Source organism: Cronobacter sp. EKM101R, from assembly GCF_963888145.1.
In the GTDB taxonomy this organism is placed as follows: domain Bacteria; phylum Pseudomonadota; class Gammaproteobacteria; order Enterobacterales; family Enterobacteriaceae; genus Cronobacter; species Cronobacter turicensis.
In genome coordinates this window covers 213,830-239,157 of sequence record NZ_CAWPHW010000023.1, presented here as the reverse complement: position 1 = coordinate 239,157, position 25,328 = coordinate 213,830, and the positions used below count along the sequence as shown (strand labels likewise).

Below are 25,328 nucleotides of genomic sequence, written 5' to 3'. Positions count from 1 at the left end.
GACTCACCCTTTTTCCGCCGCCGCGACGGCCAGCGCGTCAGGCTTTACGCGCCGCGTCTGAAACCACGGCAGGCAGAGCTGAATAAGCGGCCCGATAGCCAGCGCATACACCACCGTGCCAATTCCCAGTGTGCCGCCCATCGCCCAGCCCGCCAGCAGGACGGAAACTTCAATCGCCGTTCGCACACTGCGCACCGACCAGCCGGTACGGGCGTTAATACCGGTCATCAGACCATCGCGCGGCCCGGCGCCAAACCCCGCGCCGATATACATGCCAGTCGCCAGCGCATTCAGCACGACAGCCGCGGCAAGCAGCCCGCTGCGCAGCGCGAGCGAGGACGGCGCAGGCAGCACGGCCAGCGCCGCATCTGCCGCCAGCCCAATCATAATGACGTTACTGATTGTGCCAAGGCCTGGCTTCTGGCGCAGCGGCACCCACAAGAGCAGCACCAGCGCGCCGACGCCGATTATTACCATGCCGAGATTAAGCGACAGCAGCCGCACCAGACCGACGTGAAATACATTCCACGGATCGGTGCCGAGATTGGCCCGGACAAACATTGCGGTCGATACGCCATACAGCGCAAGCCCGACATATAACTGAACTAAACGACGCCACATATTTTTTTCCTCACCCATAATCTGGCTTCTACTTTAAGGCCAGTGGCCGTAAGATTAAGGTCCAGTTTTAACAAAGTGGACTGCTTATGACACCTCGTCGCACCGGCACCGCGTCGCTGCTGCGCCTGCTTGGCCGCTGGCAGCAGGAGCACTCCCGCCTGCCGGTCTATCGTCAGCTGGCGCAGGCATTGCGCCTCATCATTATGGATGGACGCCTGCCGCTCGCGAGCCGTCTGCCGGGCGAACGTGAGCTGGCCGGCGCGCTGGGCGTCAGCCGCACGACGGTGGCGAGCGCGCTGGGGCTACTGCGTGATGAAGGCTTTCTGGTAAGCCGCCACGGCGCAGGCTCCGCGATCGCCCTGCCCGCCAGCGCCTCGGTCCCCACGCTGACCGGCAGCGGCGGCGCGCTTGATCTCTCCACCGCCGCGCTGAGCGCGGGGCCGGAAGTGTTAGCAGCCTGCCAGCGCGCCGTGGCGCAGCTACCGGACTATCTCGGCCATACCGGCTACGATCCGCAGGGACTGCTGCGCCTGCGTGAAATCATCGCCGCCCGCTACGGCGCGCGTGGCCTGCCCACCACTCCCGATCAGGTGATGCTGGTCAACGGCGCGGTGAGCGGTTTTGCGCTGGTTCTGCGGCTGCTGACCGGCCCCGGCGACCGGGTGGTGGTCGATAATCCAACGTACCCGCTCGCCCTCGCCGCCATCCGCGGAGCGTCATGCCGCCCGGTGCCGGTATCGCTGGCGGGCCAGGGCTGGGACCCGGACGGGCTGGCGGCCACCTTTGCCCAGACGTCGCCTCGCCTCGCGTACCTCATTCCCGATTACCACAACCCCACCGGCTACTGTATGGACGCCGCGACCCGTGAGCGCGTTGCGGCCGCAGCTACAGCCAGCCGCACGACGCTGGTCATCGACGAAACCATGGTCGATCTCTGGTATGAAGACGCCCCGCCGCCGCCGCTCGCGGCGTTCGATGCACAGGAGGGAGTCATCACGCTCGGGTCCGCAGGTAAAAGCTTCTGGGGCGGGTTGCGGCTCGGCTGGATACGCGCCAGCGCGCGCACTATCGCCTCGCTGATTCAGATGCGTGATACGCTCGATCTCGGCTCGCCGATGCTGGAACAGCTTGCCGTCGCCACGCTTATCGAGGCGTCGCCGCACTTTCTGCCGCCGCGTCGCGCCGCGTTAAAAGCGCGCCGCGATGCGTGTCTTGACGCCATGCAGCGCTATTTTCCGCAGTGGCGCGCGACCTTGCCGCAAGGCGGGTTATCGTTCTGGGTCGAGCTGCCTCGCCCGCTGGCGACGCGATTCGCGGCCAGCGCCGAAGGGCTCGGCATTCATCTTGGGCCGGGCAACCGCTTTGGCGTGGATGGCGCTTTCGAACGCTTTCTGCGGATGCCGTTTACGCTTGAAACGGAACAGCTGGAAGAGGCGTTTGGCCGGTTGCAGCCGCTCTGGCAGCAGTTAATGGAGACGCGCGCGCCACTCGCCCGTGGGCTGGTGTGACAGTGCGGCGATTAAGGTGAGTCTGAAAGAAGAGAAAAAAACAGATGACGAGCCTTCCGGCTCGCCATAAAAAACGGTCATCCATGACTGCACATAATTTGAGATGGTGAGGCGTATCATTTTATTATGCGAACGATAATGACGGCGCTTTGTAACAGCGCCGTGTCACGCGGATGATATATTCATGACGCCTTCAGCAGACGGAAATTAATGCTGACGCGGAACCGGAAAACCTTTCAGGGAAATGACAAACGCATCGCCCTCTTTTTTTATTTTTGCGCCCGCGTCGCACCAGTCTGACGCGATGCGAAAAAACTCATCGCTGCCAACATCCCAGCACAGACGGACATGTTTGACATAACCTGAACGCAACAGCTCACAGGCTTCCCGGTAGGTTGAAGCCGTGCCAGATAAAGAGGAGTCTTTCATTTTCTTTTCTTCAGCAGTTTACGTAGCGCTTTGATTTCTTTCACAGAAAGTGGGGATACATCTTCTTCTTCGGTATGCTGACTGTCGATCTCTTCGCTGTTCACCGCATCGTCTTCATCATTGAGCATCAACGCTTTGAGCAGCAGTTTTTCTGTGGCGGCGCTGAGCGTTTCACTGTGTTGCTCAGCATACTGACGAAGCTTTTCTTTAAGATCCGTATTTATTTTTACGTTAAGCACCGCAGCAGTCATAGAAAATTCCTTTCTTTTCAGATGAGAGCTATTTAATACCTCAATTGATTATTAAGATCCAGCGTTAAGCTCTTACTTATAAAAAGACGTTTTAAAAATGAGATATCGGTCTGTTGATTATTACAATAAGATGACAAATAAATGACAGTATAATTAATTTTAAAATACAGAATAAAATAATCCTGGCGGGAGCGTGGAAATAAATAGCTGTGGGAGTAGCCGAAAAACGCAGAAGCAGATGCTTAAAACCAGGCGAATCGAAGAAGGTTGTCGCGGCACAGAAGCCTGAAATGGGTGGGGGCCCTGCCAGCTACATCCCGGCACACACGTCATCTGCCTTGGCTGCTTCCTTCCGGACCTGACCTGGTAAACAGAGTAGCGTTGCGGGAGAACCAACAGGGCCCCCATTGAGAGCGTCGTTAAACGCGCAGGCGCATTATGTCTGTTGCCCCTGGCGATTGCAACCCAACGCGCGCCGGATGCCGGTTTATTGCGCAATCGGAGCAGGCGTAGTGAAGGTTTTGTAAGACGGCTGCATGAAAATGCGCGCCCGTAGGGTGGATAAGCGAAGCGCACTAACCGGACATGGGGAGCTACGCCTGTAGGGTGGGTAAGCGAAGCGCACCCGCCGGGCATGGGGAGCTACGCCTGTAGGGTGGGTAAGCGAAGCGCACCCGCCGGGCATGAGGATCTACGCCTGTAGGGTGGGTAAGCGAAGCGCACCCACCGGGCATGAGGATCTACGCCTATAGGGTGGGTATGCGAATCGCACTAACCGGACATGGGGAGCTACGCCTGTAGGGTGGGTATGCGAAGCGCACTAACCGGACATGGGGAGCTACGCCTGTAGGGTGGATAAGCGAAGCGCACCCGCCGGGCATGAGGATCTACGCCTGTAGGGTGGGTAAGCGAAGCGCACCCGCCGGGCATGAGGATCTACGCCTGTAGGGTGGGTAAGCGAAGCGCACCCGCCGGGCATGAAGATCTACGCCTGTAGGGTGGGTAAGCGAAGCGCACCCACCGCAGCAGGGAACACGCTGGTGGCGCAGAAAGAAGCCTCAACGGATGAGGTTTATCCCCGCTCGCGCGGGGAACACTGAATCGGCATGAAGCCCAACGATTTCGGGTTCGGTTTATCCCCGCTCACGCGGGGAACACCACACAGAACGTCAACACCGCCGCTCAAGAATCGGTTTATCCCCGCTCGCGCGGGGAACACGCGCCGGTTTTTTCTATCTCCTCCCAAATCTCCGGTTTATCCCCGCTTGCGCGGGGAACACCATATCCACGGCGACGACACTCTGCTCCCGTTCGGTTTATCCCCGCTCGCGCGGGGAACACTGTTTGTGTTGCCGAGGGATTTGCGTCAGCTGCGGTTTATCCCCGCTCGCGCGGGGAACACAGCAATGCGCGGGCGTCGGAGATTTGGCGCTGCGGTTTATCCCCGCTCGCGCGGGGAACACCTCTGGATGACCGGCGCTCACCCTGAAATCATCGGTTTATCCCCGCTCGCGCGGGGAACACTTGCGAGAGTTTTCCATAGTGGACTGGTCTCGCGGTTTATCCCCGCTCGCGCGGGGAACACGGAACACCACAGCCACAATGATTTCGCACTGGCGGTTTATCCCCGCTCGCGCGGGGAACACCGTGAAATTACACTTAACGAAATGCAGAACCCCGGTTTATCCCCGCTCGCGCGGGGAACACTCACCTGGCGTCGTTACAGTGTCGAGATCTGTCGGTTTATCCCCGCTCGCGCGGGGAACACGCCTGTGTCGTCAGCGTCCCCCCCAGAATCGCCGGTTTATCCCCGCTCGCGCGGGGAACACTCTAAAGCTACATCTCTGTATTTATTACACTTTTTTGGCAGTCAACATCCTACCAACGTTTGATTTACAATCTCATATTATTAAAGAACCATTAACCTACTGATTTTCCAACGGTAAAAAAGAAACAAGCCGCAGGCCGTCTAAATCCACCGGAATCCGTTGGTTAACGCCGTACGTCTGGAAATCGAAGCCGGATTCATTATTGGTGGCCCAGGCCATCACTACATTGCCCTCTTCCGCCAGTTCAGCAATCTGGTGCCAGATCATCTCACGCACCCGGCGCGACACATCCCCCACGTAAACCCCGGCGCGCAGCTCCAGCAGCCAGATGGCGAGCCGCCCGCGAAGCCTGGGCGGGACGCTTTCCGTCACGACCACCAGCATACTCATCAGCGGCTCCTGAAACCGGCTTCCGCCAGCGAATCGGCTTGTGGTATCGCGGGCGGCAGCATGTCTGCCGCGGGCTGCGGCAGTTCGATTTCACCGGCGCCCAGCACGGTCTCAATCAGCGGGATAAGCTTGCCGGTCAGCTTTTCGCTACGAAAAATATCCCGGCACGCCAGACGCACTTCGCGATCCGGCTGTTCCGGGTGGCGGGCGGCTATCTCAAATGCTTTCGGCACTACGGCATCAAATTTGATGATGTCCGCAATGTCGTAAACAAACGAGAGCGGCTTGCCGCTGTGAATAAAACCGATGGCGGGCGCGTAACCCGCCGCCAGTATCGCCGCCTCGCTGATACCGTATAGACAGGAGGTCGCTGCGCTGATGCACTGGTTCACCACATCGCCCTTTTCCCAGTCTTTGGGATCGTAACTACGCCCATGCCATTTCACGCCGTAGCGTTTCGCGAGCAGAGCGTATGTCTGGCGCACCCGCGCGCCTTCGATCCCGCGCAGCTGTTCGACTGACCGGCGCGCTGGCGGCGGCTCGCCAAAACGCAGCTCATACATTTTGCGCACCACCTTCAGGCGCAACGTCTCGTCGAGCGCGAGCTTCGCCTGGTAAAGCAGCTTCTCAGCCCGCGCGCCGCCCGGCTGCCCGGAGGCATAGAGGCGCACACCCGCTTCGCCCACCCATACCAGCAGCGTACCGACCTGCGACGCCAGCCTGATGGCGGCGTGAGACACCCGCGTGCCCGGCTCCAGCATGATGCAGGCGATAGCGCCCACCGGCACATGCGTGCGCACGCCGGTTTTATCCACCAGCACGAACGCGCCATCCAGTACGTCGAGATGACCGTACTGGAGGAAAATCATCGAAGTGCGATCGTTAAGCGGAATCGGATTGAGCGGAACAAAACTCATGCCCCGTAGCCCGGTTTGATGAGCATCAGCCCGCAGCCGAAGGCCCGGCATTTGCCAAAACCCTCGTGAAGCCGCGCCATAAATTGCGCCGGATCGGTCACGATAAGCGCGCCTTCATAATCGACCGTGCTGAACTGAATCAACTCGCCGCGTTTCTTCACGACCTGCTGCTGACGATATGCCGCGACGCAAGCCTGCGAGAGACGAAAGCCGCCTTTCTCGCCCTGCGCGACGAGCCACGCCAGCGCCGCCTGCTCCTGCTTCTCCCACACTTCACTGCGTTGCGAGAAAGGTCTTCCCTCGCGTTTGGCGTTCATCAGCACATCGTGCCGTTTACCGTTGCGGGTGACGACCGGATTAGCCCGCAGCGTAAAACGCAGCGCAGCGCCTTCATCAAGCGCTGGCGCAAACGGGCGCGTCTGAATCTCAAACAGCGGATGCGTGCGCTCGGGCGCGCTGGCGGATAACAAATAAAAGCAAAAGCCGTTTTGCAGCGTCTCGCGCCGATAGAGGTACTGACGCTGCGCCACACCGGGGAACAGCTCCCACAGCCACTGGTGCATGACATACTCGCCGCGCGCCATCATCTCCATCAGCCGCTCCGGCGTAAGCCTGGCGGTGGGGAGCGTTATTTTTGAGAGATACATGTCGCCTCCTGCGTCAGTCGTCCTTGTTTTACCGTCCGGATGTCGAAATCCCAGCGCCGACGGCTGAGCGGCTGATCGCGCCAGATCTGAATCTCATCCGCCGTGAGGCCCTCGTGCTCCCCCTCCCACCAGAGGTGCGGATGAAACTGCGCGAGCGCTTTCAGCGCCGGACTAAGCTCGCTCAATGCCGCGCCGTAGCACGCCTGCGCCTCACGCAGCACCACGGCGGCCTCGCCTTCACACAGATGCGGCCAGAGCGGCAGCCCGAGCGGGTGACTTTTTCGGCCAAGGTAAAGCGGAAAGACCGGCGCGCGCAGCGCCGTCTGTAAAGCTTCAAGCGTATAAGGCGCGCCGGGCGTCGCCGCGACGGCGACGAGCCAGTAGCCGTCGGCGTAGTAATCGCGCCGGGAAAGCGTCGTTTCGAGCATTTGCGCGTCGCGCAGTTCATCTTTACGGGTGACATAGCGCGCCTTGCGGGCTTCGCGCGGCACCTGCACCGTGTGGTAGTCCCGCGCCCAGGCGCTCGATTTCCCGGCGCAGACGATAAACTGATAATGCGCATTCAGCGCATTTAACGCCGCGTCGTCACGCCGGATGCCGAGCGCGGCGGCAAGCAGCCCGAGCAGCGCCGAGCGCCCCGGCAGCGCGCGCGTATGGCGCACCTCGCCGACGGCAATCTCCCCCCAGGAGGCCATCGCCCCCTGCAGCTGGAAAATAAGATAGCGGTTCATTGTCGCCCCTTATCCGCTGATAAAATCCAGCAGTTGCGCGACGGAACCTTCCCCTTTAACGCCATGCAGCATCGCGCACGGCATCGCGTCGCCGCCATAAACGTTATTCATGTTGTCGCGAAGCGTGGTGATGCGGCGCACCGCCTCTTCGAGCTGATCGTGACCGGTCACCGGCTCCCAGAATGCCGCCGCCAGCGAGCGCGGCTGTTCCGTGCTTTTCTCGGCGAGCGCCCAGCTGGCGTACGCGCGGGAGGCGAAACTGTTTTGTTTGCCGGTGGGCGAGATTTTCAGCGCGCACTCACCCAGCGCCCGCAGCGTTTGCGCCAGAAGTGGTTCGTCGCCGTTGAGGTTTTCCAGCAGGCGATCGCGGTCGATGCACAGGTAGGTATAAAAGAGCGCCGAGCCGAAACCGAGCTCGCCGATATGTCCGGCGCCCGCGTCTTCCGCCGCGGCCTGGCGCAGATCGTCCACTGCCGTGAAGAAATCGTCTTCCATCAGGGTTTCACCGACGCCGAACGCGTGAGCGACCTGACAGGCGGCTTCGATATTATGCTCCGGCGTTGACGCGAGCATGCGACCAAACAGCGCGATATCTACCGCCATCGCGTCTTTGCGCAGGAAATTGAGTTCATCCACCGTCGGTGCGCGTTTCTCCACCGCCAGCGTGCGAGCCAGCGCATGCACAGCCTCTCTTTCCGTCGGGCTGATATGAGCAAGCTGTTCGGTTTCGGTGTTGATGAGAGGATCTTTCTCCAGCCTTTTCTTATCTTTTTCGCTTTTCACTTTGCCGAAACAGGCTGCGATAGCGCCGCCCCACTCAATCGCTTTGGCCTGCGCGACGCCACCCGCCAGCATGATCTCCGCCGCCTCGCGGCCGATGCGCGCGGTACGGGTGCCGATATGTCCGCCGAGCGCCGCCTCAAAGAGTTCCGAGGTGCGCCAGGCGCGCTTGAGGCTTTGCGAAGAGACACGCAGGCGCGACGCGCCGCCGATGGTGACGGTTTTCGGCGCCCCGGTGTCGTCGCGGTTGAGGTTGGCGGCCGGGTAAGCGGTTAACAGATGAAGCTGAATAAACGTCGTCATGTGAATGTTCCTTATTCCTGAGTGGTAGCCGTGTCGGCCGGTAAATCAGTGTTTTCTGCGTCCGGGGCATCTGAGGGGTTGCCCGCCATGTAATAATCCAGCGCCCAGCGCACGCGGATGTAATCGGTCGGGGCACGCCTGTGCGCCGCGCGGCGCTCGCGTTCGTCTTCTTCTGCACACCAGCGGAAAATGCCCTCAGCCAAATCCGGCAGGTTGACCACGCCGCCGAGCAGTTGCACCGCACGGCGCAACTGGCGGAACAACTCCTCCTGCGTGCGCGCCTGGCTGAGCCGCCGGAAGCGCAGTTCAGACATCACCGCATGGTTGCCTTCTTTGTGACCGAGCTGTTCGGCAAAAGAGGCTCGCGTATCCACTGTCTTGACGTGGGCGGCCAGCGCCGCGACGATGCCGAGCGCGCAGAAGCGCCATTCGCGCCCCGCCACGTTCCACAGCGTCGGCACGCGCACCGCGAGCGACCGAAACCCTTCGCTGAGCCACACGTCGTCCAGCGTATGACTGCGGCGCAGGCTCGCGCGCAACCGCCGTCCCTGCTGTTCATTCATCAGCGCATACCATTTGAGTAAAGACTCACGGTGCGTCTGCGATAAGATGTTCACTTAGTTTGCCTCCTGCGTTTTTTTCGCCCGCGCGCCTTTCGCGGCAGGCTTCGTCTTCGCTTGCGTGAAAAACTTTTTGCGGGCTTTCATGATGTCTGCGAATTCCGTACGTTCCTGCGGATTGGTCAGCGCGTGGTCATCGAAGTAGCGGCGCGTATACCGCCAGATGTCGCTATTCCAGGCGCTAAGCAGCGCGCGGTTATCGCCAGTGGTGTCGGCTTTTACCGCCTCGACCAGTTCAAGGAACCGCGATTGCGTCTGCTGCCAGAAATCGATATCGATAAAGCTGAAATCGCCGCGCACGGTAGCGCCTTCGCCAAACCAAGCCTCTTTCAGCGCGCTGCGTAATTTACTGAGCATCAGGTTGGCGACACGCGCCGCGTCGCCCAGAGTCTGGCGGACAAACGGCTGTTGTGATTCGGGAATTTGCAGGAAGGGCAGATGATGCTCATACCAGCAGCGGGCCTTCATGTTGTCGAAATCGTAGCCAAAGCACCACAGGCCGGTTTGCGCGCCGGGCAACGGTTTTTGCTGGCGGGTTTTAACGATGCGGGCGGGCTGTTCCCGGTTGTTATCGCTTTCACTTTCCATCATCAGCCCCAGCCAGTCGCGCCACAGCAGGCCGCCCGGCTGGCCTTTCACCGAAAACATCTCACCCCCCTCTTTTTTGGGAATGCGGTGCGGGGTTAAGGGGTGCATCCAGCCCACATAGTTGATGCCATAATTTTTGACGGTCATGGACGTCAGCAGCGCATCGCCCGGCTCGCCGCAGAGATCGCAGGTGCCCGGCTGCGTGGCGGAGAAATCCACGCGAATACGGCGCGGCATTCCCCAGTACGCCTGCAACGCATCGGCCTGCTCCGGCGTTACGATGGCTTTTTCGCTGGTACGGGTCGGCGCCAGCCATGGAAAGACGCGGGCGTCGTAGCTGGGCGGGCGCGGCAGGCGGCCCTCGCGCTGCGGCAATACGTTGAGCCACAGCCTGCGCCACAGCGGCGGGGCCTCGTCCTGATAACGGTGTAACTCCAACAGCGTGGTCATCGGCCCGCCGCCGCGTAGCCCGGTGCGATAACCTTTACCGCCTGCAGGCGCGTTTAGCTGCAGCGAAAAGAGCGCCAGCGCCGCGCAGTGCGGGCAGAGTTTTTCGGTAGTGCCGCGCTTAATAAAATGATCTTTATTGAGCTTTAACGTCTGGGCGCCCGGCGTTTCCGGCAGCAGCAGCGCCAGCGCGACGCTTTCGCCCTCAAGCGGCTCGAAATCCTGCATAAACGAGGGTGTATCCGGCCCAAATTCAAACAGTTTCTCCAGCGGCGCCAGGGCATTGCGGATAGCGTCAGCCGTTAAGCCGTCTTCCCAGATATCCTCCCAGCCTTCGGCGTCTTTCGGGGCGAGCGCCGTTTGCAACAGCCCGAGCAGAAACTGCCAGGCGGCGCCCTGAAAATCCGGACGCGGCAAAAGCAGATCCAGAATGTTTTCATCGGCCAGATCCAGCGGCGAAATTTTCCCGCGGGAGCCGTCGCGGTAAATAACCGGGAGCCATTTTGTGGTGATTAATGAGCTCAAAACATATCCCTCCCTTGCCTGGCAGATATCCCGCAGGCATACGTCCTTTAAAGGTTTAACTAATGGATAACAGCAATTAATAAAAACAATTAATTCATGTCGAAAATAATTCAATCACCTCGATCGAACTCATTAAAAAATACGCCTGACGCTTCAAATAAAAAGTGACACAGCGCTAAAAAAAACATCAAGATAAATATTACACCTTTTGATTTTATTTCTTATCTATTACTCTGATTTCGTTCCCGTCGTTATAAACCGGGATAAACCAGTGTATTTTTTCTCCTGGTGTTTAAGCGTTCCCCGCGAGCGCGGGGATAAAAATCCCAGGGCACTCGCCCTGGGATTTACTAAGTTACGCCTCGCCGATAAGCCCCTCTTTGGCTGAATAGCCGCCCGGCAGCAGAATCACCACCGCCTCTGGTTTACGCTGCGCGCTGCACCACTGAGAAAGCGCGTCACCGCAAAGCAGTGTAAACTCGCCGCGGTGCTTGTCCCACCAGCTTTTGCGCACGCGCAGCGCGCTCATCTCCCAGGCGTTATCCCCCTGCGCGTAGGGCATTATGCCCTGCGGCGTGTCCCGGGCGAGCCACAGAGGGACCACCATTTCCCCCAGACGGGTTGAGGGTTCCGGCCCCCATAGCTCCGCGCTCTCAACGCTGTAGCCAACGTCGAGGGAAATTTCATATTTGCTCGCAATGGCGCGCTGGCAGTAATAGTCGGCCAGCGCCTTATCTTCAGAACGTTTCATGCCTTCCGGCACCTCAACGTCTTCGCCATATACGGCTTCGATTAACAGGCGCGCTGCTTCGGGCATCCGTATTTCGCCCTGTTCGCGCAAGACGCGCTGGGTCAGCCAGAGCCGGGAATGCGCCGGATAAACATAGCTGGTATTACGCATGGCGGAGGTCAGCCATTTTTCATCCGGCTGCGCCTGCCAACGCGGTGCGAGAATATCCAGCCGTGGCGAAGGACGTTCATCCGCGCCGCTTGATTTAAGCTGGCCGTATATATTGCGGATATGCCGTTGCAGCCGTCCGGCGCGCTGAATGAGTAAATCGACCGGTGCGAGGTCGCTAATTAAATAATCCAGATCTATATCAACTGATTGTTCTATCACCTGAGTGGATATAATGACCTTACCACTTCGATTAACAGAGTTTTCTTTTCCGAACCATTTCAGCGTTCTGTCTTCTTTATCGTTACGGTCGATAAAGGCAAACCGGCTATGAAATAAAATAATATTCTCTTCCGGGATATTTCCTCTGCGAATTAATTCCCGGTAGCTATTCACCGCATCATCGACAGAATTGCGTATCCAGCCGATACAACCGCCCCCGCGCGCCACGGCTTCGATTTTATCGAGGCACGCGGCTTCATCCTCCATCCAGCCAATACCGACACGTCTCTGCACCTGCGCACGCGTGGCGACGCGCTGCCCGTCGATGCCCTGTGCGTGAAGATGCGTGACCCACGGGTAGTCGTCAGGCCCCAGACGCGGTGGTTCATGGGTGGCGTTAAGCCCTTTATAAAAGGCGGCGATCAGACGCTCACGCTGCGTCTGCGAAAGCGTAGCCGAGAGTAGAATCGTGGTGTTACCGCAGCGGGCGCGCGCCTCAACGAGTTTTTCCACCACATGCGACATATACGCATCGTAAGAGTGAATTTCATCGGCGATGAGTACTTTATCGTTCAGGCCCAGCAGGCGCAGATTCTGGTGTTTGAACGCCATGACCGCCATCATCGTCTGGTCGAGCGTCCCGACGCCGGTTTCGGCGAGCAGCGCCTTTTTAGGCGACTGCGCAAACCAGGCGGCGCAGCCGTCATACGCCGCAGCCTCGTCGCCGGAGTCGTTCGGCAGTAATTCAGGCGCCCAGATGGAGGCGTTAAAGTTCTCAGATAACCGGCGCGCGCTGTGCGCCAGCACGAGGCTCGGGTGGCTGCCTTCGCGATACAGCCGCAGCCAGGCGCGTTCCATTCGCGCATACATGGCGTTCGCCGTCGCCATCGTCGGTAACCCGATGTATAACCCACGGGCATGCCCCGCCGCCATCAGGCGATGCGCCAGCACGAGCGCCGCCTCGGTTTTCCCGGCGCCAGTCACATCTTCAAGAATGATGAGATGCGGGCCTGGCGCATGAATATCTATCTCCAGCGCGTTTTGCTGAAGCGGCGTGGGCTCGGTAATAAAAGGAAAAAGCGTTTCGATGCCGTTAAAGGGCGCAATATCGCTTGCTGGCGGCAACAGGCGCAGCGCCCGTTGCGCCTGGGCAACAGCGCGTGCCCAGTAATCTTCAAACGGCATCGCCTGCGCCACCCAGGGGAAGTGCAGGTTAGCGGAGCCCGTCCAGTCCGCCAGCACCGTGAGCGCGGAGACCAGCCAGCTTTTCTTCGGGAATGCCTCCCGCCAGTTGTCGTCTTTCCATAACGGCGGCAGGGCAACCGCCGGGAACAGCGCATTCACCGCGTTGGCAAACTCTCTGGCGGCAGCGATATCTTCCGGCAGGAAATCGTTATGGCAGTTTTCACAGGAGACGGGCTTGCCGTGGTGGCCAATCACCGCAGGCATCCACCTGTCCAGCACGCGTTTACGCTCACGCGCCGACAACAGGCCTGTCATGCCCTGCGCCACACCATCACCAAGATGGTTTTGCCACAGCCATGTGCCGGTGACGGTATGGTGATGGCGGCTGTCGCTGACGTCGCGCTGGCCGTGGTCCAGCGCATCACACCGGTACTTTTGCTGAAACAGACGCGCAAATTTACCGATGTCATGCCAGCATAGCAGCCAGGCGAAAAAGGTCGCTGCGGTTTCGCGATCGTCTATGCCGAGCGCCGCAAAGAGAGCGGCGGCATTAAAGCGGTTTTCCTTAACCATCACATACCCGCAAGCGGCCACGTCCAGCGAATGGCATTGCAGTAAATGGTATTCATCGCCCTGATGATTTTCGCCCTTTCGGGCTTTGCCCCAGTATAAATATCCGCTCATAAATCAGCCCGTTGATGCATTTCGCCTATTCTGCGACGCACTCCGGAATCGTACTGTGAGCGCAAACGTATTTCGCTGCGCCTTAATCATATAACCAACTGATAATTAAATAATTAATATTAAAAGGAATGATAAAAAAACATGACACTGTTGCGCCCCTCCCTCATGCTTTCTTATGCTTAACGCCTCACATCAAGGAGCCCTCATGGACAATCAAGACACCTTCCCGCAGCGCGTTTACCAGATTGTCGCCGCCATTCCGGAAGGCTGCGTCACGACGTATGGCGAGGTGGCGCGACTGGCGGGCTCGCCACGGGCGGCGCGGCAGGTGGGCGGCGTGCTGAAGCGTCTGCCGGAAGGCAGCAAATTGCCGTGGCATCGGGTGGTAAATCGTCGCGGGGAGATTTCGCTGACCGGGCCGGATTTACAGCGCCAGCGTCAGGCATTGCTCGCGGAGGGCGTACAGGTCTCGGGGAAAGGAGAAATCGATATGGCGCGCTATGGATGGCGCTACTGAAAAGCGCCTCCGAAGAGGCGCTTAAGCGGGCTTAGTACGTCGTCGGGGCCGGAACGGCGGAGGACGGCGTAACCTGCGTCGGCGAGGTTGACGGTACGGTCGTTACCGCGCCGCCGCCAGCCTGTACCGGCACGGCGGTCTGCTGCACCGGCACCAGCGTCAGGTCGATTTTGGTACCGCCCTGGTTCACCGCAGGCTGCACGCGGTCGGTGATAAACACCAGTTTATTGTCAACCGTGATGGCTGCACTCAGCAGAATGCGGGCATTCGGCTGAATGTCAGACGGGTTAAACGGCAGCACGAAGCTGAACGGCGCCTGTTTGCCTTCGGTACGCACCACTTTCTGCGCCAGTACTTTCGACGGCGCATTTGCCTGGGTGGCGTCCGAGAGCGTTACGGTCAGCGCAGCATCCGGCGGCAGGGCCACTTTCTGGCGGATCCATACGGTCCCGGAAACGTTCGGCTGTTTAATGACCGGCTTCGTCGCGACGCCGGAGGTATTCGGGTTCGGGGCTGGAACAGCGATATCGGCACTTTTATCCTGCGCGCAACCAGCCAGAGCAACGGCAACGGCTAAACCACTTAACATGTGCACGAGTTTCATGGCGTTCTCCTTATTTTCAATGCACCAGTAAGCGCCTGGCACTCACCAGCGTGAGCTGTCACAACATGTTTGTCGGGCTAAGTGTGGCACATATCACTAATTTTCGCCTGGAAACGGGGCGCTATTAAGATTATTGAACCCCTCTGACCAGTTCTCTTTCTGCGTTATAATCGGAATATATTATTCGCACAGCTGTGCATTTCCCGGTAGCAGAGGACCCTTTATGAGTCAGGCGCTGAGCAATTTACTCGCGTTATTAAATCTGGAAAAAATCGAAGAAGGGCTTTTTCGCGGCCAAAGCGAAGATCTCGGATTACGGCAGGTGTTCGGCGGCCAGGTGGTCGGACAGGCGCTGTATGCCGCCAAAGCGACGGTACCGGAAGATCGTCTCGTCCACTCGTTTCACAGCTATTTCCTGCGCCCCGGCGACAGCCAGAAACCCATCGTCTATGACGTGGAAGTCCTGCGCGACGGTAATAGTTTTAGCGCCCGGCGCGTGGCGGCCATTCAGAACGGAAAGCCGATTTTCTATATGACCGCCTCGTTCCAGGCGCCGGAAGGCGGCTTTGAGCATCAGAAAATCATGCCGCCCGCGCCTGCGCCTGACGGGCTGAAATCGGAAACTGAAATCGCCCGCTCGCTGGCGCATCTTCTCCCGCCGCAGGTGAAGGACAAATTCCTGTGCGATAAGCCGCTTGAGATCCGCCCCGTGGAGTTTCACAACCCGCTGAAAGGCCACACGGCGAAACCGGAGCGTCAGGTATGGATGCGCGCCAACGGACAGATGCCGGATGACGTGCGCGTGCATCAGTCGCTGCTCGGTTACGCATCGGACTTCAATTTCCTGGTGGTGGCGCTGCAACCGCACGGCGTTGGCTTCCTGGAGCCGGGAATGCAGGTGGCGACGATCGATCATTCAATGTGGTTCCACCGTCCGTTCGATATGAACGAGTGGCTGCTTTACAGCGTGGAGAGTACGTCCGCCTCCAGCGCCCGTGGTTTTGTGCGCGGCGAGTTTTATACGCAGGATGGCGTGCTGGTCGCCTCGACCGTGCAGGAAGGCGTGATGAGAAAACGCGGGTAAGCTGGGCCAGAACGGCGGGTGCGCTTCGCTTACCCGCCCTACACAAGACGTTCACTTTTACCGTAGGGTGGGTAAGCGTAAGCGCACCCACCTTTTTACATAACCTCCTCAACTCTCCCCATAAAAAAACCTCCCGCATGCGGGAGGTTTTTGTGCTCTGGAGATAGCCCAACTATCAGGCGTTGTAGGCATTCTCGCCGTGGCTGTTGACATCCAGCCCTTCGCGCTCCTGCTCTTCGGAAACGCGCAGGCCGACTGTCAGATCCGCGGCTTTGTAAGCGATAAACGCCACCACGCCGGACCACACCACGGTAATCGCGATACTCTCAAGCTGCACCAGCACCTGATGGCCCATGCTCACGCCTTCGGCATAACCCACGCCGCCGAGCGATGTGGAAGCGAAGATACCGGTCAGGATGCAGCCCACGATGCCGCAGACGCCATGCACGCCGAACACGTCGCACGGGTCATCAACGCGCAGCCAGCGTTTCAGCATGGTCACACCCCACAAGCCTGCCAGACCCGCCGCGATACCCACGATAAGCGAGCCGCCAACGCCGATGTAGCCGCACGCAGGCGTCACGCCCACCAGACCGGCAATGGCGCCGGAGCAGGCGCCCAGCAGCGAGGGTTTACCGCGCAGCGCCCATTCGCCAAAGACCCAGGCAAGGATGGCCGCCGCCGTCGCGACAACGGTGTTCACAAACGCCAGGCCCGCGATTTCGTTGGCCGCGCTGGCGGAGCCGGCGTTAAAGCCGAACCAGCCGAAGTAAAGGATCGCGGTGCCGGTAAAGACCATCGGCAGGTTATGCGGTTTAAACGCTTCTTTGCCAAACCCGACGCGTTTGCCGACCAGATACGCGCCCACCAGGCCCGCCACAGCGGCGTTAATGTGCACCACGGTGCCGCCTGCGAAATCCAGCGCGCCGTGAGACGCCAGCAGACCGCCGCCCCAGACCATATGGGCAATCGGCACATAGGAGAAGGTGAGCCACACCGCCACGAAAATCACTACCGCCGAGAAGCGGATGCGTTCCGCCAGCGCGCCGACGATAAGCCCCACGGTGATACAGGCGAAGGAGCCCTGGAACGCGACGTGAATGTACTGATAGAAGCTGCCCATCAGGTCGGTAATTTTGATGCCCTTCAGCAGCAGCCAGTCGACGTTGCCAAAGAAGCTGCCGCCGCTGCCGAACGCCAGCGAGTAGCCATACACCACCCACAGCACGCAAACCAGCGCGAACGCGACGGAAATCTGCGTCAGCATCGAGAGTACGTTTTTCGCGCGGATAAGACCGCCGTAAAAGAGCGCGAGGCCGGGGATCGTCATAAACAGCACCAGCGCGGTGCAGATCATCATAAAGGCGTTATCGGCTTTATCCGCTACTGCGGGCGCCGCCAGGGCAATGCCCGGCAATAAAGCAAGCAGGCCGAAACCCGATTTAAAGGCTGTGTGTTTCATCTTGTGCATTCCTGTAACGGTTGGCCAGAAATCAGAGAGCCGCTTCGTCGGCTTCGCCGGTACGAATACGAATCACGCGTTGCAGTTCGGCGACAAAAATTTTGCCGTCGCCAATTTTACCGGTCCACGCGGCCTTGCTGACCACCTCGATAACCTCATCCAGCTGATCGTCTGCGATCGCCACGTCGATTTTTACTTTAGGCAGGAAGTTCACGCTGTATTCGGCGCCGCGGTAAAGCTCGGCATGGCCTTTCTGGCGCCCGAACCCTTTCACCTCGGTGACGGTAAGCCCCTGAATGCCAATGGTGGAGAGTGCTTCACGCACGTCTTCCAGTTTGAACGGTTTGATTACCACGGTAACCAGCTTCATAGATCCCCTCCAGTCAGAAATGGGTAATTCGGCAGCGACGATAAACAGGTAAAGCAAGCGGCGTGCCAAGAATAGAAAAGCGTGCGGCGGCGGCAGAAACCGCTGGAGGGAGGCGTCGTTAAACGGCGTGTGACGGGGAATAAAAGCAAAAACGCACCATGCCGGTGCACGGTGCGTTACATTTTTGCACCACTAAGGATGCGTGTTAGCAGAACGCGTAATTTTGGTGCATCAGGCGCTGAGCGGTTCCTCTTTCGCCGCAGCCTGTAACTCTTCGCCGGCAAGCTGGAGCTGATACATCTGCCAGTAGCGTCCGCGCGCCTCAAGCAACGCCTGATGACTGCCCCGCTCCACCGCCTGCCCGCGATGCAGCACCAGAATGGTGTCCGCCTCAACGATAGTCGAAAGACGGTGCGCGATAACCACCAGCGTCGTATGCGGACGGATAGCCGCCAGCGCGTGCTGAATCGCCTGTTCGGTACCGGAATCGATATTCGCGGTCGCTTCGTCGAGGATCAGGATCTGCGGCGCGTCCACCAGCACGCGCGCCAGCGCCAGCAGTTGCTTCTGCCCGACGGAGAGATTGTTGCCCTGCTCGCCGAGACGGGTATGAATGCCGTCGCTCATCCCGCGCGCCAGTTCGGCGAGTTGTACCGTTTCCAGCACCGCCCATACCCGCGCTTCGTCGATGTCGCGCCCGAGCGTAACGTTCGCGAAGAAAGAATCGGCAAGCACGACAGGATCCTGCTGCACCATCGCCACGCCTTTGCGCAGCACGCCATGGCTGAGCGAGGCAAGCGGTCGGCCATCGAGGCGGATTTCGCCCGACGTGAGCGGGTAGTAGCCCATCAGCAGACTCGCCAGCGTGCTTTTGCCGCTGCCGGTATGCCCGACCAGCGCCACGAAGTGACGTGACGGCACCGAGAGCGAAATATCTTTCAGCACCAGCTGATCGTCGCGATAGGCGAAAGAGACGTTATCCACCTCAATCGCCCCGCTCGCCAGCGGGCGCTCATCATGGCCGTAGTCCTGGCGCGGCCTGTCCATCAGCTCGAACACGCGTTCGCCCGCCACCAGCGCCTGTTGCAAAATCGACTGCTGGGTGGTGAGCTCGATCAACGGCTCGTTAAGACGACCCAGATAGCTGATAAACGCGTAGAGCACGCCCACCTGAATCGTCCCGGCGGCGGTGAAGCCAAACAGCATCAGCAGCCCGCACAGCACCAGCGCGGAAAAGAGGCTCAGCAACGGGCGCAGCAGAAAGCCGTCCAGGCGCAGCGTCTGCATACGCGCCAGATAGTGCGAATGGCTGGCGGCGTTCATGCGCTCGCCAAAACGGATCTGCTGGCGAAACTGCTGGATAACATTCATCCCGCTGATGACTTCATTAAAGCCGTCGTTAATGTCCGCCAGATAAGTCCGCACCCGTCGCACAATCGGCGTGCTGTAGCGCTGATAAATCGTCATCACGATAAGCACCGCCGGGAAGATGGTGATGGCCACCAGCGCCATGCGCCAGTCGAGGCTGAACATCGCCACCAGCATCGCGCCGATCAGCGCGGCGCTGCGCAGCACCGTCACCACCACCGTGACATAGAGATCGCGGATCACTTCGGTATCGTTAGTGACGCGCGAAATCAACTGCCCCACCGGCTGGGTATCGAACGCGCTGAGCGGCTGGCGCAGCGCGGCGTCCATTACATCGGTGCGCAGCTGTTGCACCACGCCTACCGCCGTCTGGTTAAACAGCAGCGCCTGCCAGTAATGCAGTCCGGCGGCGAGGATTTGCAGCAGCACATAGGCGAACGCCAGCCCGGCCACCAGCCCCAGCGGCAGCTGGTTTTTCGCTACCAGGTTGTCGATGAAATAACTGATGAGCGCAGGCCCGGTCACTTCCGCCGCCGCGGCGACCCAGAGCATCAGCACCGCGCCGCCGAGCGGTTTACGCCACGGCGAGCCATACGCCAGCAGACGTTTCAGCGTCGACCAGCTCTTTACGGTATTACGCATTCAGCGCCTCCTCGTCGTTCTCTTCCGGCGCGTCGTCCAGCGCCGCTTCGAGCTGCTGATAGCGATACATATCCCGATACCAGCCCGGCTGAAGCGCGAGCGCCTCGTGCCGCCCGCGCTGCGCCACCTGGCCGTGTTGCAGCACCAGAATTTCGCTGGCTTCGGTCAGCGCCGAGAGCCGGTGCGCGCTGATGATCACCGTGCGGTTTTCGCCCCACTGGCGCAGGTTATGCAATATCTGGTGTTCGGTGCGGCCATCGACCGCGGAAAGCGCGTCGTCCAGCACCAGGATTTCGGCCTCCAGCAGCAGCGCGCGGGCAATGGAGATACGCTGCTTCTGGCCGCCGGAGAGCATGACGCCGCGCTCGCCGACTTGGGTGTCATACCCCTGCGGAAGACGCAGAATATCGTCATGCACGCAGGCGAGTTTCGCCGCCTGTTCTATCTCTTGCTGCGTGGCGTCAGGTTTGCCCAGCGCGATATTGCTGCCGACCGTATCGGAGAATAAGAACGGCGTCTGGTTGACGACCGCAAGCCGGGCGCGCCAGTCATCCAGATGCACGCGCGCGAGCGAGACGTCATGAAACGTTATCTCTCCCTGGTCGAGATCGAAATGGCGCTGGATGAGCGACAGCACGCTGGTTTTCCCGGCGCCTGTCGGGCCGCACAGTCCCAGCATCTGGCCGGGCTTCAGCGTGAACTGCACATTATGCAACGTGGCCCGGGCGGCATGCGGGTAGCGGAATTCACGGATAGCGACTTTCAGCACGCCGCGTCCGGCAGGCAGCGACGCCTGGCCATCTTCCACCACCGGCGCCTCCGCCAGCAGCGCGCGAATGCGGCTGTATGCCGCGCTGCCGCGCTCGACAATGTTAAACATCCACGCCAGCGCCAGCATCGGCCAAATCATCAGGCCAAGGTACATCATAAAGCTGGTGAGCTGGCCGAGCGTCAGCGTACCGTTCATCACCATCCAGCTGCCGCCGCCGATGGCCAGCAGGTTCGCCATGCCAATCGCGATATAAATCGTCGGGTCGAAACGGGCGTCCACGCGCGCCACGCGCAGGTTTTTCACGCCGGTATCGCGCGCATCTTCAGAAAACAGCGCCGACTGCCTGTCTTCCAGGCCGAACGCCTTGATCATGCGGATGCTGGTCAGGCTCTCCTGGGTTCTGTCGTTGAGCGACGAAAACGCCGCCTGCGCGGCTTTAAATCGATTGTGCAACTGATCGCCGTAACGCTTGATGACAATCGCCATCACCGGCATCGGCAACAGCGCCAGCAGCGTGAGCTGCCAGCTAATCTGGGTGCACATGATGACCAGCACCGCGCAGCCCATGACCAGCGAATCGACCAGCGTCAGTACGCCCTCGCCCGCGGCGAAGACTACGCGGTCTACGTCATTGGTGGCGCGCGCCATCAAATCACCCGTGCGGTGACGCAGATAAAATTCCGGATGCTGGCGGCTGAGCTGGCGGTAGAAATCGCGCCGCAGTTCAACGGCCAGTTGATAGGACGCGCCAAAGAGCAGCACGCGCCAGACGTAGCGCAGCAGATAGACAACAATCGCAATCACCACCAGCAGGCCCACCCACAGCAGCACCTGGCGCGTGGTGTAGTGGTGTTGGGTGACGCCATCGACAACGTAGCCCACCACCTTTGGCGGCACCAGCTGCAAAATGGCGATAACAATAAGCAGGGCAACCGCGCCGAGGTAGCGACGCCACTCCCGGCTAAAATACCAGCTTAACTGAGCAAATAATCGCACGCGAAATTCCTGATTGGTCTGATGATAAAGCGCGGATGTCGTGGCGAGCCAGACGGTTCAGCGCTTAAGCGGCAGGGCCGTGGTGTATTTTATCTGCTCCATGGCGAAGCTCGAAGTGACATCTGACAGCCCCGGCACCCGGTTAACCAGACGTTTATAAAAGTCGTCATAGCTTTTCATATCGGCCACCTGTACCCGCATAAGGTAGTCGTATTCGCCCGCCATGCGCCAGAAACCGAGCACTTCCGGCATCTCTTCCACCACCGCGACAAACTGACTGTACCAGTCGCTGCTGTGATGCTGCGTTTTAATCAGCATAAAGGCGGTGAGGCCGAGGCCGAGTTTTTCCGGGTCGAGCAGCGCGACGCGCTTAATAATATAGCCGTCATCTTCGAGCCGCCGGAGCCGCTTCCAGCAGGGCGTTGTCGTCAGATTAACGGCATCGGCGAGCGCCTGCAAAGAAAGCGTCGCGTCCTCCTGAAGCAGCGCAAGTAGCCTGCAATCAATTTTATCTAACATTGCCGATTCCTGTAGAAAATTTTTCTCTCATACCAGCAACTGGCAGGCTAAAAGGCAACTTATTTTCCTGTCAGATGCTTTACGCTGGGCACAAATTGATAAACCGGAACGTATCATGTCCAGCACCTGGGTTCACCACGCCATTAATGAGATCCACGCCGACGCCCGGCGATCCGCGGATACCCATTTGATCCGCTTTACCCTGCCCGCGTTTCCGGGCATCTGGTTCTATCTGAAAGACGAAAGCACGCACCCTACCGGCAGCCTGAAGCACCGTCTGGCGCGCTCGCTGTTTTTATACGGTCTGAGCAACGGCTGGATCCGCGAAGGCACGCCGGTTATCGAGGCGTCATCCGGGTCCACCGCGGTTTCGGAAGCCTGGTTCGCCCGCATGCTGGGCCTGCCGTTTATCGCCGTGATGCCCGCCTGCACCGCGCGGCGCAAGGTGGAGCAGATTGAGTTTTACGGCGGCCGCTGCCATTTCGTGCAGAGCGCCTGCGAAATTTACGAGGCGTCGGAAGTGCTCGCCCGCGAGCTGCGCGGCCGCTACATGGATCAGTTTACCTTCGCCGAGCGCGCGACCGACTGGCGCGGCAATAACAATATCGCCGACAGTATTTTCCGCCAGATGAGCAACGAGCCGCACCCGGTGCCCGATTATATCGTGATGAGCGCCGGCACCGGCGGCACGTCCGCCACCATTGGCCGCTACCTGCGCTATCAGGGGCACGAGACGCGCCTGTTGGTGGTCGACCCTGAGAACTCGGTCTTTTACGATTACTGGCAGCAGCGCGACGGCGGGCTAAAAAGCCGCGTCGGCAGCCGCATTGAGGGGATTGGCCGCCCGCGCGTCGAGCCCTCTTTTATTCCCGATGTGATAGACGAGATGTTACAGGTGCCGGACGCGGCGAGCGTGGCGGCGATGCAGTGGCTGAGCGAACTGCTGGGCCGCAAAGTGGGCGCCTCCACCGGCACCAATATGTGGGGCGCGCTACAACTGGCGGCGCGAATGCGCGACGAAGGCCGCAGCGGCGCTATCGTCACGCTGCTGTGCGACAGCGGCGAGCGGTATCTGGAAACCTATCACAACCCGGAATGGGTGGCGGCCACGATTGGCGATATCTCGCCCTGGCGCGCCGCTATCCATGAACTTTTGCGTTAAGCGAACGACTGGCGGCACACGAGCGGCGCTGATACGCCGCTTTTTTTATAGATAATCTGTTTCTGGAAAAATTGCTCGTTTATATTAGTTTCGAAAATGTAAAAAAAGCCATCATAAGAATTAACCATTAAGCCGTCGCTCTGCCCTCTCATCCATAAATAAACCAAATGAATCATCAATTATTATTTTCTTAAGAAATAAACTAATCACTTTTAAGAATTTATTAAAATCTATCTTCATCAACTCTGTATAAAATCAGCATTCTTTCTCCCGGTATGCTGGCATAACGCCGCGCGCTTCTCGCGGTTAGTCAGTCTATTACTGGACACATTTCGGGTCATCCCGGCCAGATTGCGCAGGGATAGCTGGCATCCTGTAATCAGACAGATAAGAGATAATATGTTCAATAACAAAAGCATTTATATGGCTGCGATGATGATGTCTTTAAGCGCCTGTACCGCGGCACCAAAAAGCGTACCGGTGAAAAGCACCGCGCCGCAGGCGGCGAGCGTCTCCGCGCAACCTTCGCCGACGCCGGTTGAGTCCATGAACCAGCTGGCACCCGTAAATAACGATACCAAAGTGCGTCTTGAACGCTGTCTTGCTGAAACCAAACACCTATCGGATATCAATCGTGAAAAATATCGCGAGCAGATAGACACGCTATATCGCAGCATTAAAGCGACGCAATATTACGCCTCCATCAGTAACGATCTGTCCAATATTATGGTAGAGACCATCACGCCGCTGTATCAGTTCCGTGTTAATGACGCCTGCAATACGATTTCGCAGTCTCTGCTGGCCGAGCTGAAAAAAGGCGCAGGGCTGGCTAAATGAGAGGTGATGGGATGAAGGGAAGAATAAAAAGCCGCCTCACCGCGCTCGCCGCTTTGCTGGCGCTCGCACTGAGCGGGCAGTCGTCCTGGGCTGCGCAAAATAGCGCTGCCGCTCAGGGTAATGATTTTCTGTCGTCCATTCAGCAGATTGAAGTGAAGCAGATAGACTTCCCGGCACCCACCCGGCGCGCGCAAACGTCGTCGGCGTCGCGCGCGCAAATTAACGATCTCCAGCAAGAGATCGCCCGCCTGAAAAAACAGCTGAAAGCGGCGGAGCAGGAGAAGAAAAGCCTCAGCGCGCCCGGCGAACTCCAGGCGCAAAACGCGCAGTTGCTGAAAGACAACAGCGCGCTTGCGAAAGAGAACGACCGCCTCTCCCGCAACCTGCAGAGCGCACAGCGCGAACAAGGCGCGACCAGCACACAGCAGGCCGCACGCATCGAAGTGCTGGAGCAAAAAACCGCGGAACTTCAGGCTGCGCTCGCCAGTAAAACTACAGAGCTTGCGCAGCTGAAAAAAGCGAGCACGAGCCATTCCACAAGCGAAAGCACACTGCAGAAGCAGATAGCGCGTCTTGAAACGGAAAAGGCTGCCATCGCAGAACGCAATGCGCAGGACAGCGCGCGTGTTAATCGTGATATGCAGGCGCTGCGCAATGAGCTGAATAAGCGCGCCGATGAACTGGTGGCGCTAAAAACCACAGGCGATAAACGCGCGCAAAGCGAAAGCGCATTGCAAAAACAGCTCGCACAGCTGGAGCAGGAGAAAGTGAAGCTTACTGCGCAGAATGAGAAGATCGTCGGTGCGCTGAATAGCAAAGCGCAGGCGCTTCAGACGGAACTCGATAAACGCGCCGCCGAGCTCGCCGCGCTTAAAAAGGCAGGCGCAGAGCACAACCAGAGCCAGAGCACGCTGGAAAAACAGCTCGCGCAGCTGGAGCAGGAGAAAGTGAAACTTACCGCGCAGAACGAGAAGAACGTCGACGCGCTGAATAACAAAGCGCAGGCGCTTCAGGCGGAACTCGATAAACGCACCGCCGAACTCGCCGCGCTCAAAAAGGCAGGCGCAGAGCACACCCAGAGCCAGAGCGCGCTGGAAAAACAGCTCGCGCAGCTGGAGCAGGAGAAAGTGAAACTTACCGCGCAGAACGAGAAGAACGTCGACGCGCTGAATAACAAAGCGCAGGCGCTTCAGGCGGAACTCGATAAACGCGCCGCCGAACTCGCCGCGCTCAAAAAGGCGGGCGCAGAGCACACCCAGAGCCAGAGCGCGCTGGAAAAACAGCTCGCGCAGCTGGAGCAGGAGAAAGCGACGTTTACCGCGCAGAATGAGAAGAGCGTCGGTGCGCTGAATAACAAAGCGCAGGCGCTTCAGGCGGAACTCGATAAACGCGCCGCCGAACTCGCCGCGCTCAAAAAGGC

At 59.2% G+C, this 25,328-nt stretch carries 22 protein-coding genes, 1 other RNA gene, 1 pseudogene and 1 CRISPR repeat array; of the genes and pseudogenes, 6 read left to right on the top strand and 18 right to left on the bottom strand.

What is annotated here, in order from left to right:
• Window positions 1-3: 3 nt before the first annotated feature.
• Window positions 4-621: a membrane protein YczE gene (gene yczE / locus AACV31_RS13710; protein ID WP_161589208.1), complete on the bottom strand. Its 618-nt coding sequence runs from the start codon at window positions 619-621 to the stop codon at window positions 4-6.
• Between the two features lie 86 nt (window positions 622-707).
• On the opposite strand from yczE, the gene yczR reads away from it, so the two are divergent.
• Entirely contained in the window at window positions 708-2,129 is a 1,422-nt protein-coding gene (gene yczR, locus AACV31_RS13705) for a MocR-like transcription factor YczR (protein WP_165153197.1), read from the top strand.
• Window positions 2,130-2,336: 207 nt separating this feature from the next.
• Here yczR and AACV31_RS13700 read toward each other — a convergent pair whose 3' ends face one another.
• The 11 genes from AACV31_RS13700 to cas3 form a co-directional block, all read right to left on the bottom strand.
• Complete coding sequence (locus tag AACV31_RS13700; protein ID WP_007766873.1) at window positions 2,337-2,558, bottom strand: hypothetical protein; 222 nt, start codon at window positions 2,556-2,558, stop codon at window positions 2,337-2,339.
• A complete protein-coding gene (locus AACV31_RS13695) occupies window positions 2,555-2,809 on the bottom strand; it encodes a hypothetical protein (protein WP_007766869.1) in 255 nt (84 codons plus the stop codon). The genes AACV31_RS13700 and AACV31_RS13695 overlap by 4 nt, the downstream gene beginning before the upstream one ends.
• Before the next feature lie 301 nt (window positions 2,810-3,110).
• Window positions 3,111-3,207, bottom strand: an RNA gene (ffs, locus tag AACV31_RS13690) — signal recognition particle sRNA small type.
• 670 nt (window positions 3,208-3,877) lie between these two features.
• Window positions 3,878-4,638: a CRISPR direct-repeat array (repeat unit 29 nt; unit sequence CGGTTTATCCCCGCTCGCGCGGGGAACAC).
• A gap of 96 nt (window positions 4,639-4,734) precedes the next feature.
• On the bottom strand, window positions 4,735-5,028 hold the full coding sequence (cas2e, locus tag AACV31_RS13685) for a type I-E CRISPR-associated endoribonuclease Cas2e (protein ID WP_165153195.1): 294 nt from the start codon (window positions 5,026-5,028) through the stop codon (window positions 4,735-4,737).
• The gene (cas1e, locus tag AACV31_RS13680; RefSeq protein ID WP_165153193.1) at window positions 5,028-5,945 is read right to left on the bottom strand and encodes a type I-E CRISPR-associated endonuclease Cas1e; all 918 of its coding nucleotides are present in this window, start codon (window positions 5,943-5,945) and stop codon (window positions 5,028-5,030) included. Before cas1e ends, cas2e begins: the two co-directional genes overlap by 1 nt.
• The gene (gene cas6e / locus AACV31_RS13675) at window positions 5,942-6,592 is read right to left on the bottom strand and encodes a type I-E CRISPR-associated protein Cas6/Cse3/CasE (protein ID WP_165153191.1); all 651 of its coding nucleotides are present in this window, start codon (window positions 6,590-6,592) and stop codon (window positions 5,942-5,944) included. Before cas6e ends, cas1e begins: the two co-directional genes overlap by 4 nt.
• The gene (cas5e, locus tag AACV31_RS13670; RefSeq protein ID WP_165153189.1) at window positions 6,574-7,323 is read right to left on the bottom strand and encodes a type I-E CRISPR-associated protein Cas5/CasD; all 750 of its coding nucleotides are present in this window, start codon (window positions 7,321-7,323) and stop codon (window positions 6,574-6,576) included. Before cas5e ends, cas6e begins: the two co-directional genes overlap by 19 nt.
• A gap of 9 nt (window positions 7,324-7,332) precedes the next feature.
• Window positions 7,333-8,406 (bottom strand): type I-E CRISPR-associated protein Cas7/Cse4/CasC, encoded by a 1,074-nt coding sequence (cas7e, locus tag AACV31_RS13665; RefSeq protein WP_165153187.1) that lies wholly within the window; start codon window positions 8,404-8,406, stop codon window positions 7,333-7,335.
• A gap of 11 nt (window positions 8,407-8,417) precedes the next feature.
• Complete coding sequence (casB, locus tag AACV31_RS13660; protein WP_165153185.1) at window positions 8,418-9,023, bottom strand: type I-E CRISPR-associated protein Cse2/CasB; 606 nt, start codon at window positions 9,021-9,023, stop codon at window positions 8,418-8,420.
• Window positions 9,024-10,586: a type I-E CRISPR-associated protein Cse1/CasA gene (gene casA / locus AACV31_RS13655; protein ID WP_165153183.1), complete on the bottom strand. Its 1,563-nt coding sequence runs from the start codon at window positions 10,584-10,586 to the stop codon at window positions 9,024-9,026. It lies immediately after the preceding gene.
• 355 nt (window positions 10,587-10,941) lie between these two features.
• Complete coding sequence (cas3, locus tag AACV31_RS13650; protein ID WP_165153181.1) at window positions 10,942-13,575, bottom strand: CRISPR-associated helicase Cas3'; 2,634 nt, start codon at window positions 13,573-13,575, stop codon at window positions 10,942-10,944.
• Between the two features lie 205 nt (window positions 13,576-13,780).
• On the opposite strand from cas3, the gene AACV31_RS13645 reads away from it, so the two are divergent.
• Window positions 13,781-14,092 (top strand): MGMT family protein, encoded by a 312-nt coding sequence (locus AACV31_RS13645; RefSeq protein ID WP_165153179.1) that lies wholly within the window; start codon window positions 13,781-13,783, stop codon window positions 14,090-14,092.
• 31 nt (window positions 14,093-14,123) lie between these two features.
• On the opposite strand, the gene AACV31_RS13640 is transcribed toward AACV31_RS13645, so the two are convergent.
• Complete coding sequence (locus tag AACV31_RS13640) at window positions 14,124-14,696, bottom strand: YbaY family lipoprotein (protein ID WP_007766812.1); 573 nt, start codon at window positions 14,694-14,696, stop codon at window positions 14,124-14,126.
• A gap of 223 nt (window positions 14,697-14,919) precedes the next feature.
• Here AACV31_RS13640 and tesB point away from each other — a divergent pair, with 223 nt between their 5' ends.
• On the top strand, window positions 14,920-15,780 hold the full coding sequence (gene tesB / locus AACV31_RS13635) for an acyl-CoA thioesterase II (RefSeq protein WP_007766811.1): 861 nt from the start codon (window positions 14,920-14,922) through the stop codon (window positions 15,778-15,780).
• 175 nt (window positions 15,781-15,955) lie between these two features.
• On the opposite strand, the gene amtB is transcribed toward tesB, so the two are convergent.
• The 5 genes from amtB to AACV31_RS13610 form a co-directional block, all read right to left on the bottom strand.
• Window positions 15,956-17,242, bottom strand: a complete 1,287-nt coding sequence (gene amtB / locus AACV31_RS13630; protein WP_007766718.1) for an ammonium transporter AmtB — start codon at window positions 17,240-17,242, stop codon at window positions 15,956-15,958.
• Window positions 17,243-17,273: 31 nt separating this feature from the next.
• Window positions 17,274-17,612 (bottom strand): P-II family nitrogen regulator, encoded by a 339-nt coding sequence (gene glnK, locus AACV31_RS13625; protein ID WP_004387552.1) that lies wholly within the window; start codon window positions 17,610-17,612, stop codon window positions 17,274-17,276.
• A gap of 231 nt (window positions 17,613-17,843) precedes the next feature.
• Window positions 17,844-19,622, bottom strand: coding sequence for a SmdB family multidrug efflux ABC transporter permease/ATP-binding protein (locus tag AACV31_RS13620; RefSeq protein ID WP_165153177.1), 1,779 nt, complete (start codon window positions 19,620-19,622; stop codon window positions 17,844-17,846).
• Window positions 19,615-21,390 (bottom strand): SmdA family multidrug ABC transporter permease/ATP-binding protein, encoded by a 1,776-nt coding sequence (locus tag AACV31_RS13615; protein ID WP_075198216.1) that lies wholly within the window; start codon window positions 21,388-21,390, stop codon window positions 19,615-19,617. Before AACV31_RS13615 ends, AACV31_RS13620 begins: the two co-directional genes overlap by 8 nt.
• 57 nt (window positions 21,391-21,447) lie before the next feature.
• Entirely contained in the window at window positions 21,448-21,909 is a 462-nt protein-coding gene (locus tag AACV31_RS13610) for an Lrp/AsnC family transcriptional regulator (RefSeq protein ID WP_004387554.1), read from the bottom strand.
• Between the two features lie 115 nt (window positions 21,910-22,024).
• On the opposite strand from AACV31_RS13610, the gene AACV31_RS13605 reads away from it, so the two are divergent.
• The 3 genes and pseudogenes from AACV31_RS13605 to AACV31_RS13595 all read left to right on the top strand — a co-directional run.
• Window positions 22,025-23,071 (top strand): PLP-dependent cysteine synthase family protein, encoded by a 1,047-nt coding sequence (locus AACV31_RS13605; RefSeq protein ID WP_075198217.1) that lies wholly within the window; start codon window positions 22,025-22,027, stop codon window positions 23,069-23,071.
• 399 nt (window positions 23,072-23,470) lie between these two features.
• On the top strand, window positions 23,471-23,908 hold the full coding sequence (locus AACV31_RS13600) for a hypothetical protein (protein WP_075198218.1): 438 nt from the start codon (window positions 23,471-23,473) through the stop codon (window positions 23,906-23,908).
• A gap of 11 nt (window positions 23,909-23,919) precedes the next feature.
• Window positions 23,920-25,328: pseudogene (locus AACV31_RS13595) on the top strand (hypothetical protein); the annotation flags it as partial.

Bases quoted from the DNA above. Each gene is read 5' to 3' on its own strand.
- yczE (WP_161589208.1), bottom strand. From the start codon at position 621: ATGTGGCGTCGTTTAGTTCAGTTATATGTCGGGCTTGCGCTGTATGGC.
- yczR (WP_165153197.1), top strand. From the start codon at position 708: ATGACACCTCGTCGCACCGGCACCGCGTCGCTGCTGCGCCTGCTTGGC.
- AACV31_RS13700 (WP_007766873.1), bottom strand. From the start codon at position 2,558: ATGAAAGACTCCTCTTTATCTGGCACGGCTTCAACCTACCGGGAAGCC.
- AACV31_RS13695 (WP_007766869.1), bottom strand. From the start codon at position 2,809: ATGACTGCTGCGGTGCTTAACGTAAAAATAAATACGGATCTTAAAGAA.
- cas2e (WP_165153195.1), bottom strand. From the start codon at position 5,028: ATGAGTATGCTGGTGGTCGTGACGGAAAGCGTCCCGCCCAGGCTTCGC.
- cas1e (WP_165153193.1), bottom strand. From the start codon at position 5,945: ATGAGTTTTGTTCCGCTCAATCCGATTCCGCTTAACGATCGCACTTCG.
- cas6e (WP_165153191.1), bottom strand. From the start codon at position 6,592: ATGTATCTCTCAAAAATAACGCTCCCCACCGCCAGGCTTACGCCGGAG.
- cas5e (WP_165153189.1), bottom strand. From the start codon at position 7,323: ATGAACCGCTATCTTATTTTCCAGCTGCAGGGGGCGATGGCCTCCTGG.
- cas7e (WP_165153187.1), bottom strand. From the start codon at position 8,406: ATGACGACGTTTATTCAGCTTCATCTGTTAACCGCTTACCCGGCCGCC.
- cas3 (WP_165153181.1), bottom strand. From the start codon at position 13,575: ATGAGCGGATATTTATACTGGGGCAAAGCCCGAAAGGGCGAAAATCAT.
- AACV31_RS13645 (WP_165153179.1), top strand. From the start codon at position 13,781: ATGGACAATCAAGACACCTTCCCGCAGCGCGTTTACCAGATTGTCGCC.
- AACV31_RS13640 (WP_007766812.1), bottom strand. From the start codon at position 14,696: ATGAAACTCGTGCACATGTTAAGTGGTTTAGCCGTTGCCGTTGCTCTG.
- tesB (WP_007766811.1), top strand. From the start codon at position 14,920: ATGAGTCAGGCGCTGAGCAATTTACTCGCGTTATTAAATCTGGAAAAA.
- amtB (WP_007766718.1), bottom strand. From the start codon at position 17,242: ATGAAACACACAGCCTTTAAATCGGGTTTCGGCCTGCTTGCTTTATTG.
- glnK (WP_004387552.1), bottom strand. From the start codon at position 17,612: ATGAAGCTGGTTACCGTGGTAATCAAACCGTTCAAACTGGAAGACGTG.
- AACV31_RS13620 (WP_165153177.1), bottom strand. From the start codon at position 19,622: ATGCGTAATACCGTAAAGAGCTGGTCGACGCTGAAACGTCTGCTGGCG.
- AACV31_RS13610 (WP_004387554.1), bottom strand. From the start codon at position 21,909: ATGTTAGATAAAATTGATTGCAGGCTACTTGCGCTGCTTCAGGAGGAC.
- AACV31_RS13605 (WP_075198217.1), top strand. From the start codon at position 22,025: ATGTCCAGCACCTGGGTTCACCACGCCATTAATGAGATCCACGCCGAC.
- AACV31_RS13600 (WP_075198218.1), top strand. From the start codon at position 23,471: ATGTTCAATAACAAAAGCATTTATATGGCTGCGATGATGATGTCTTTA.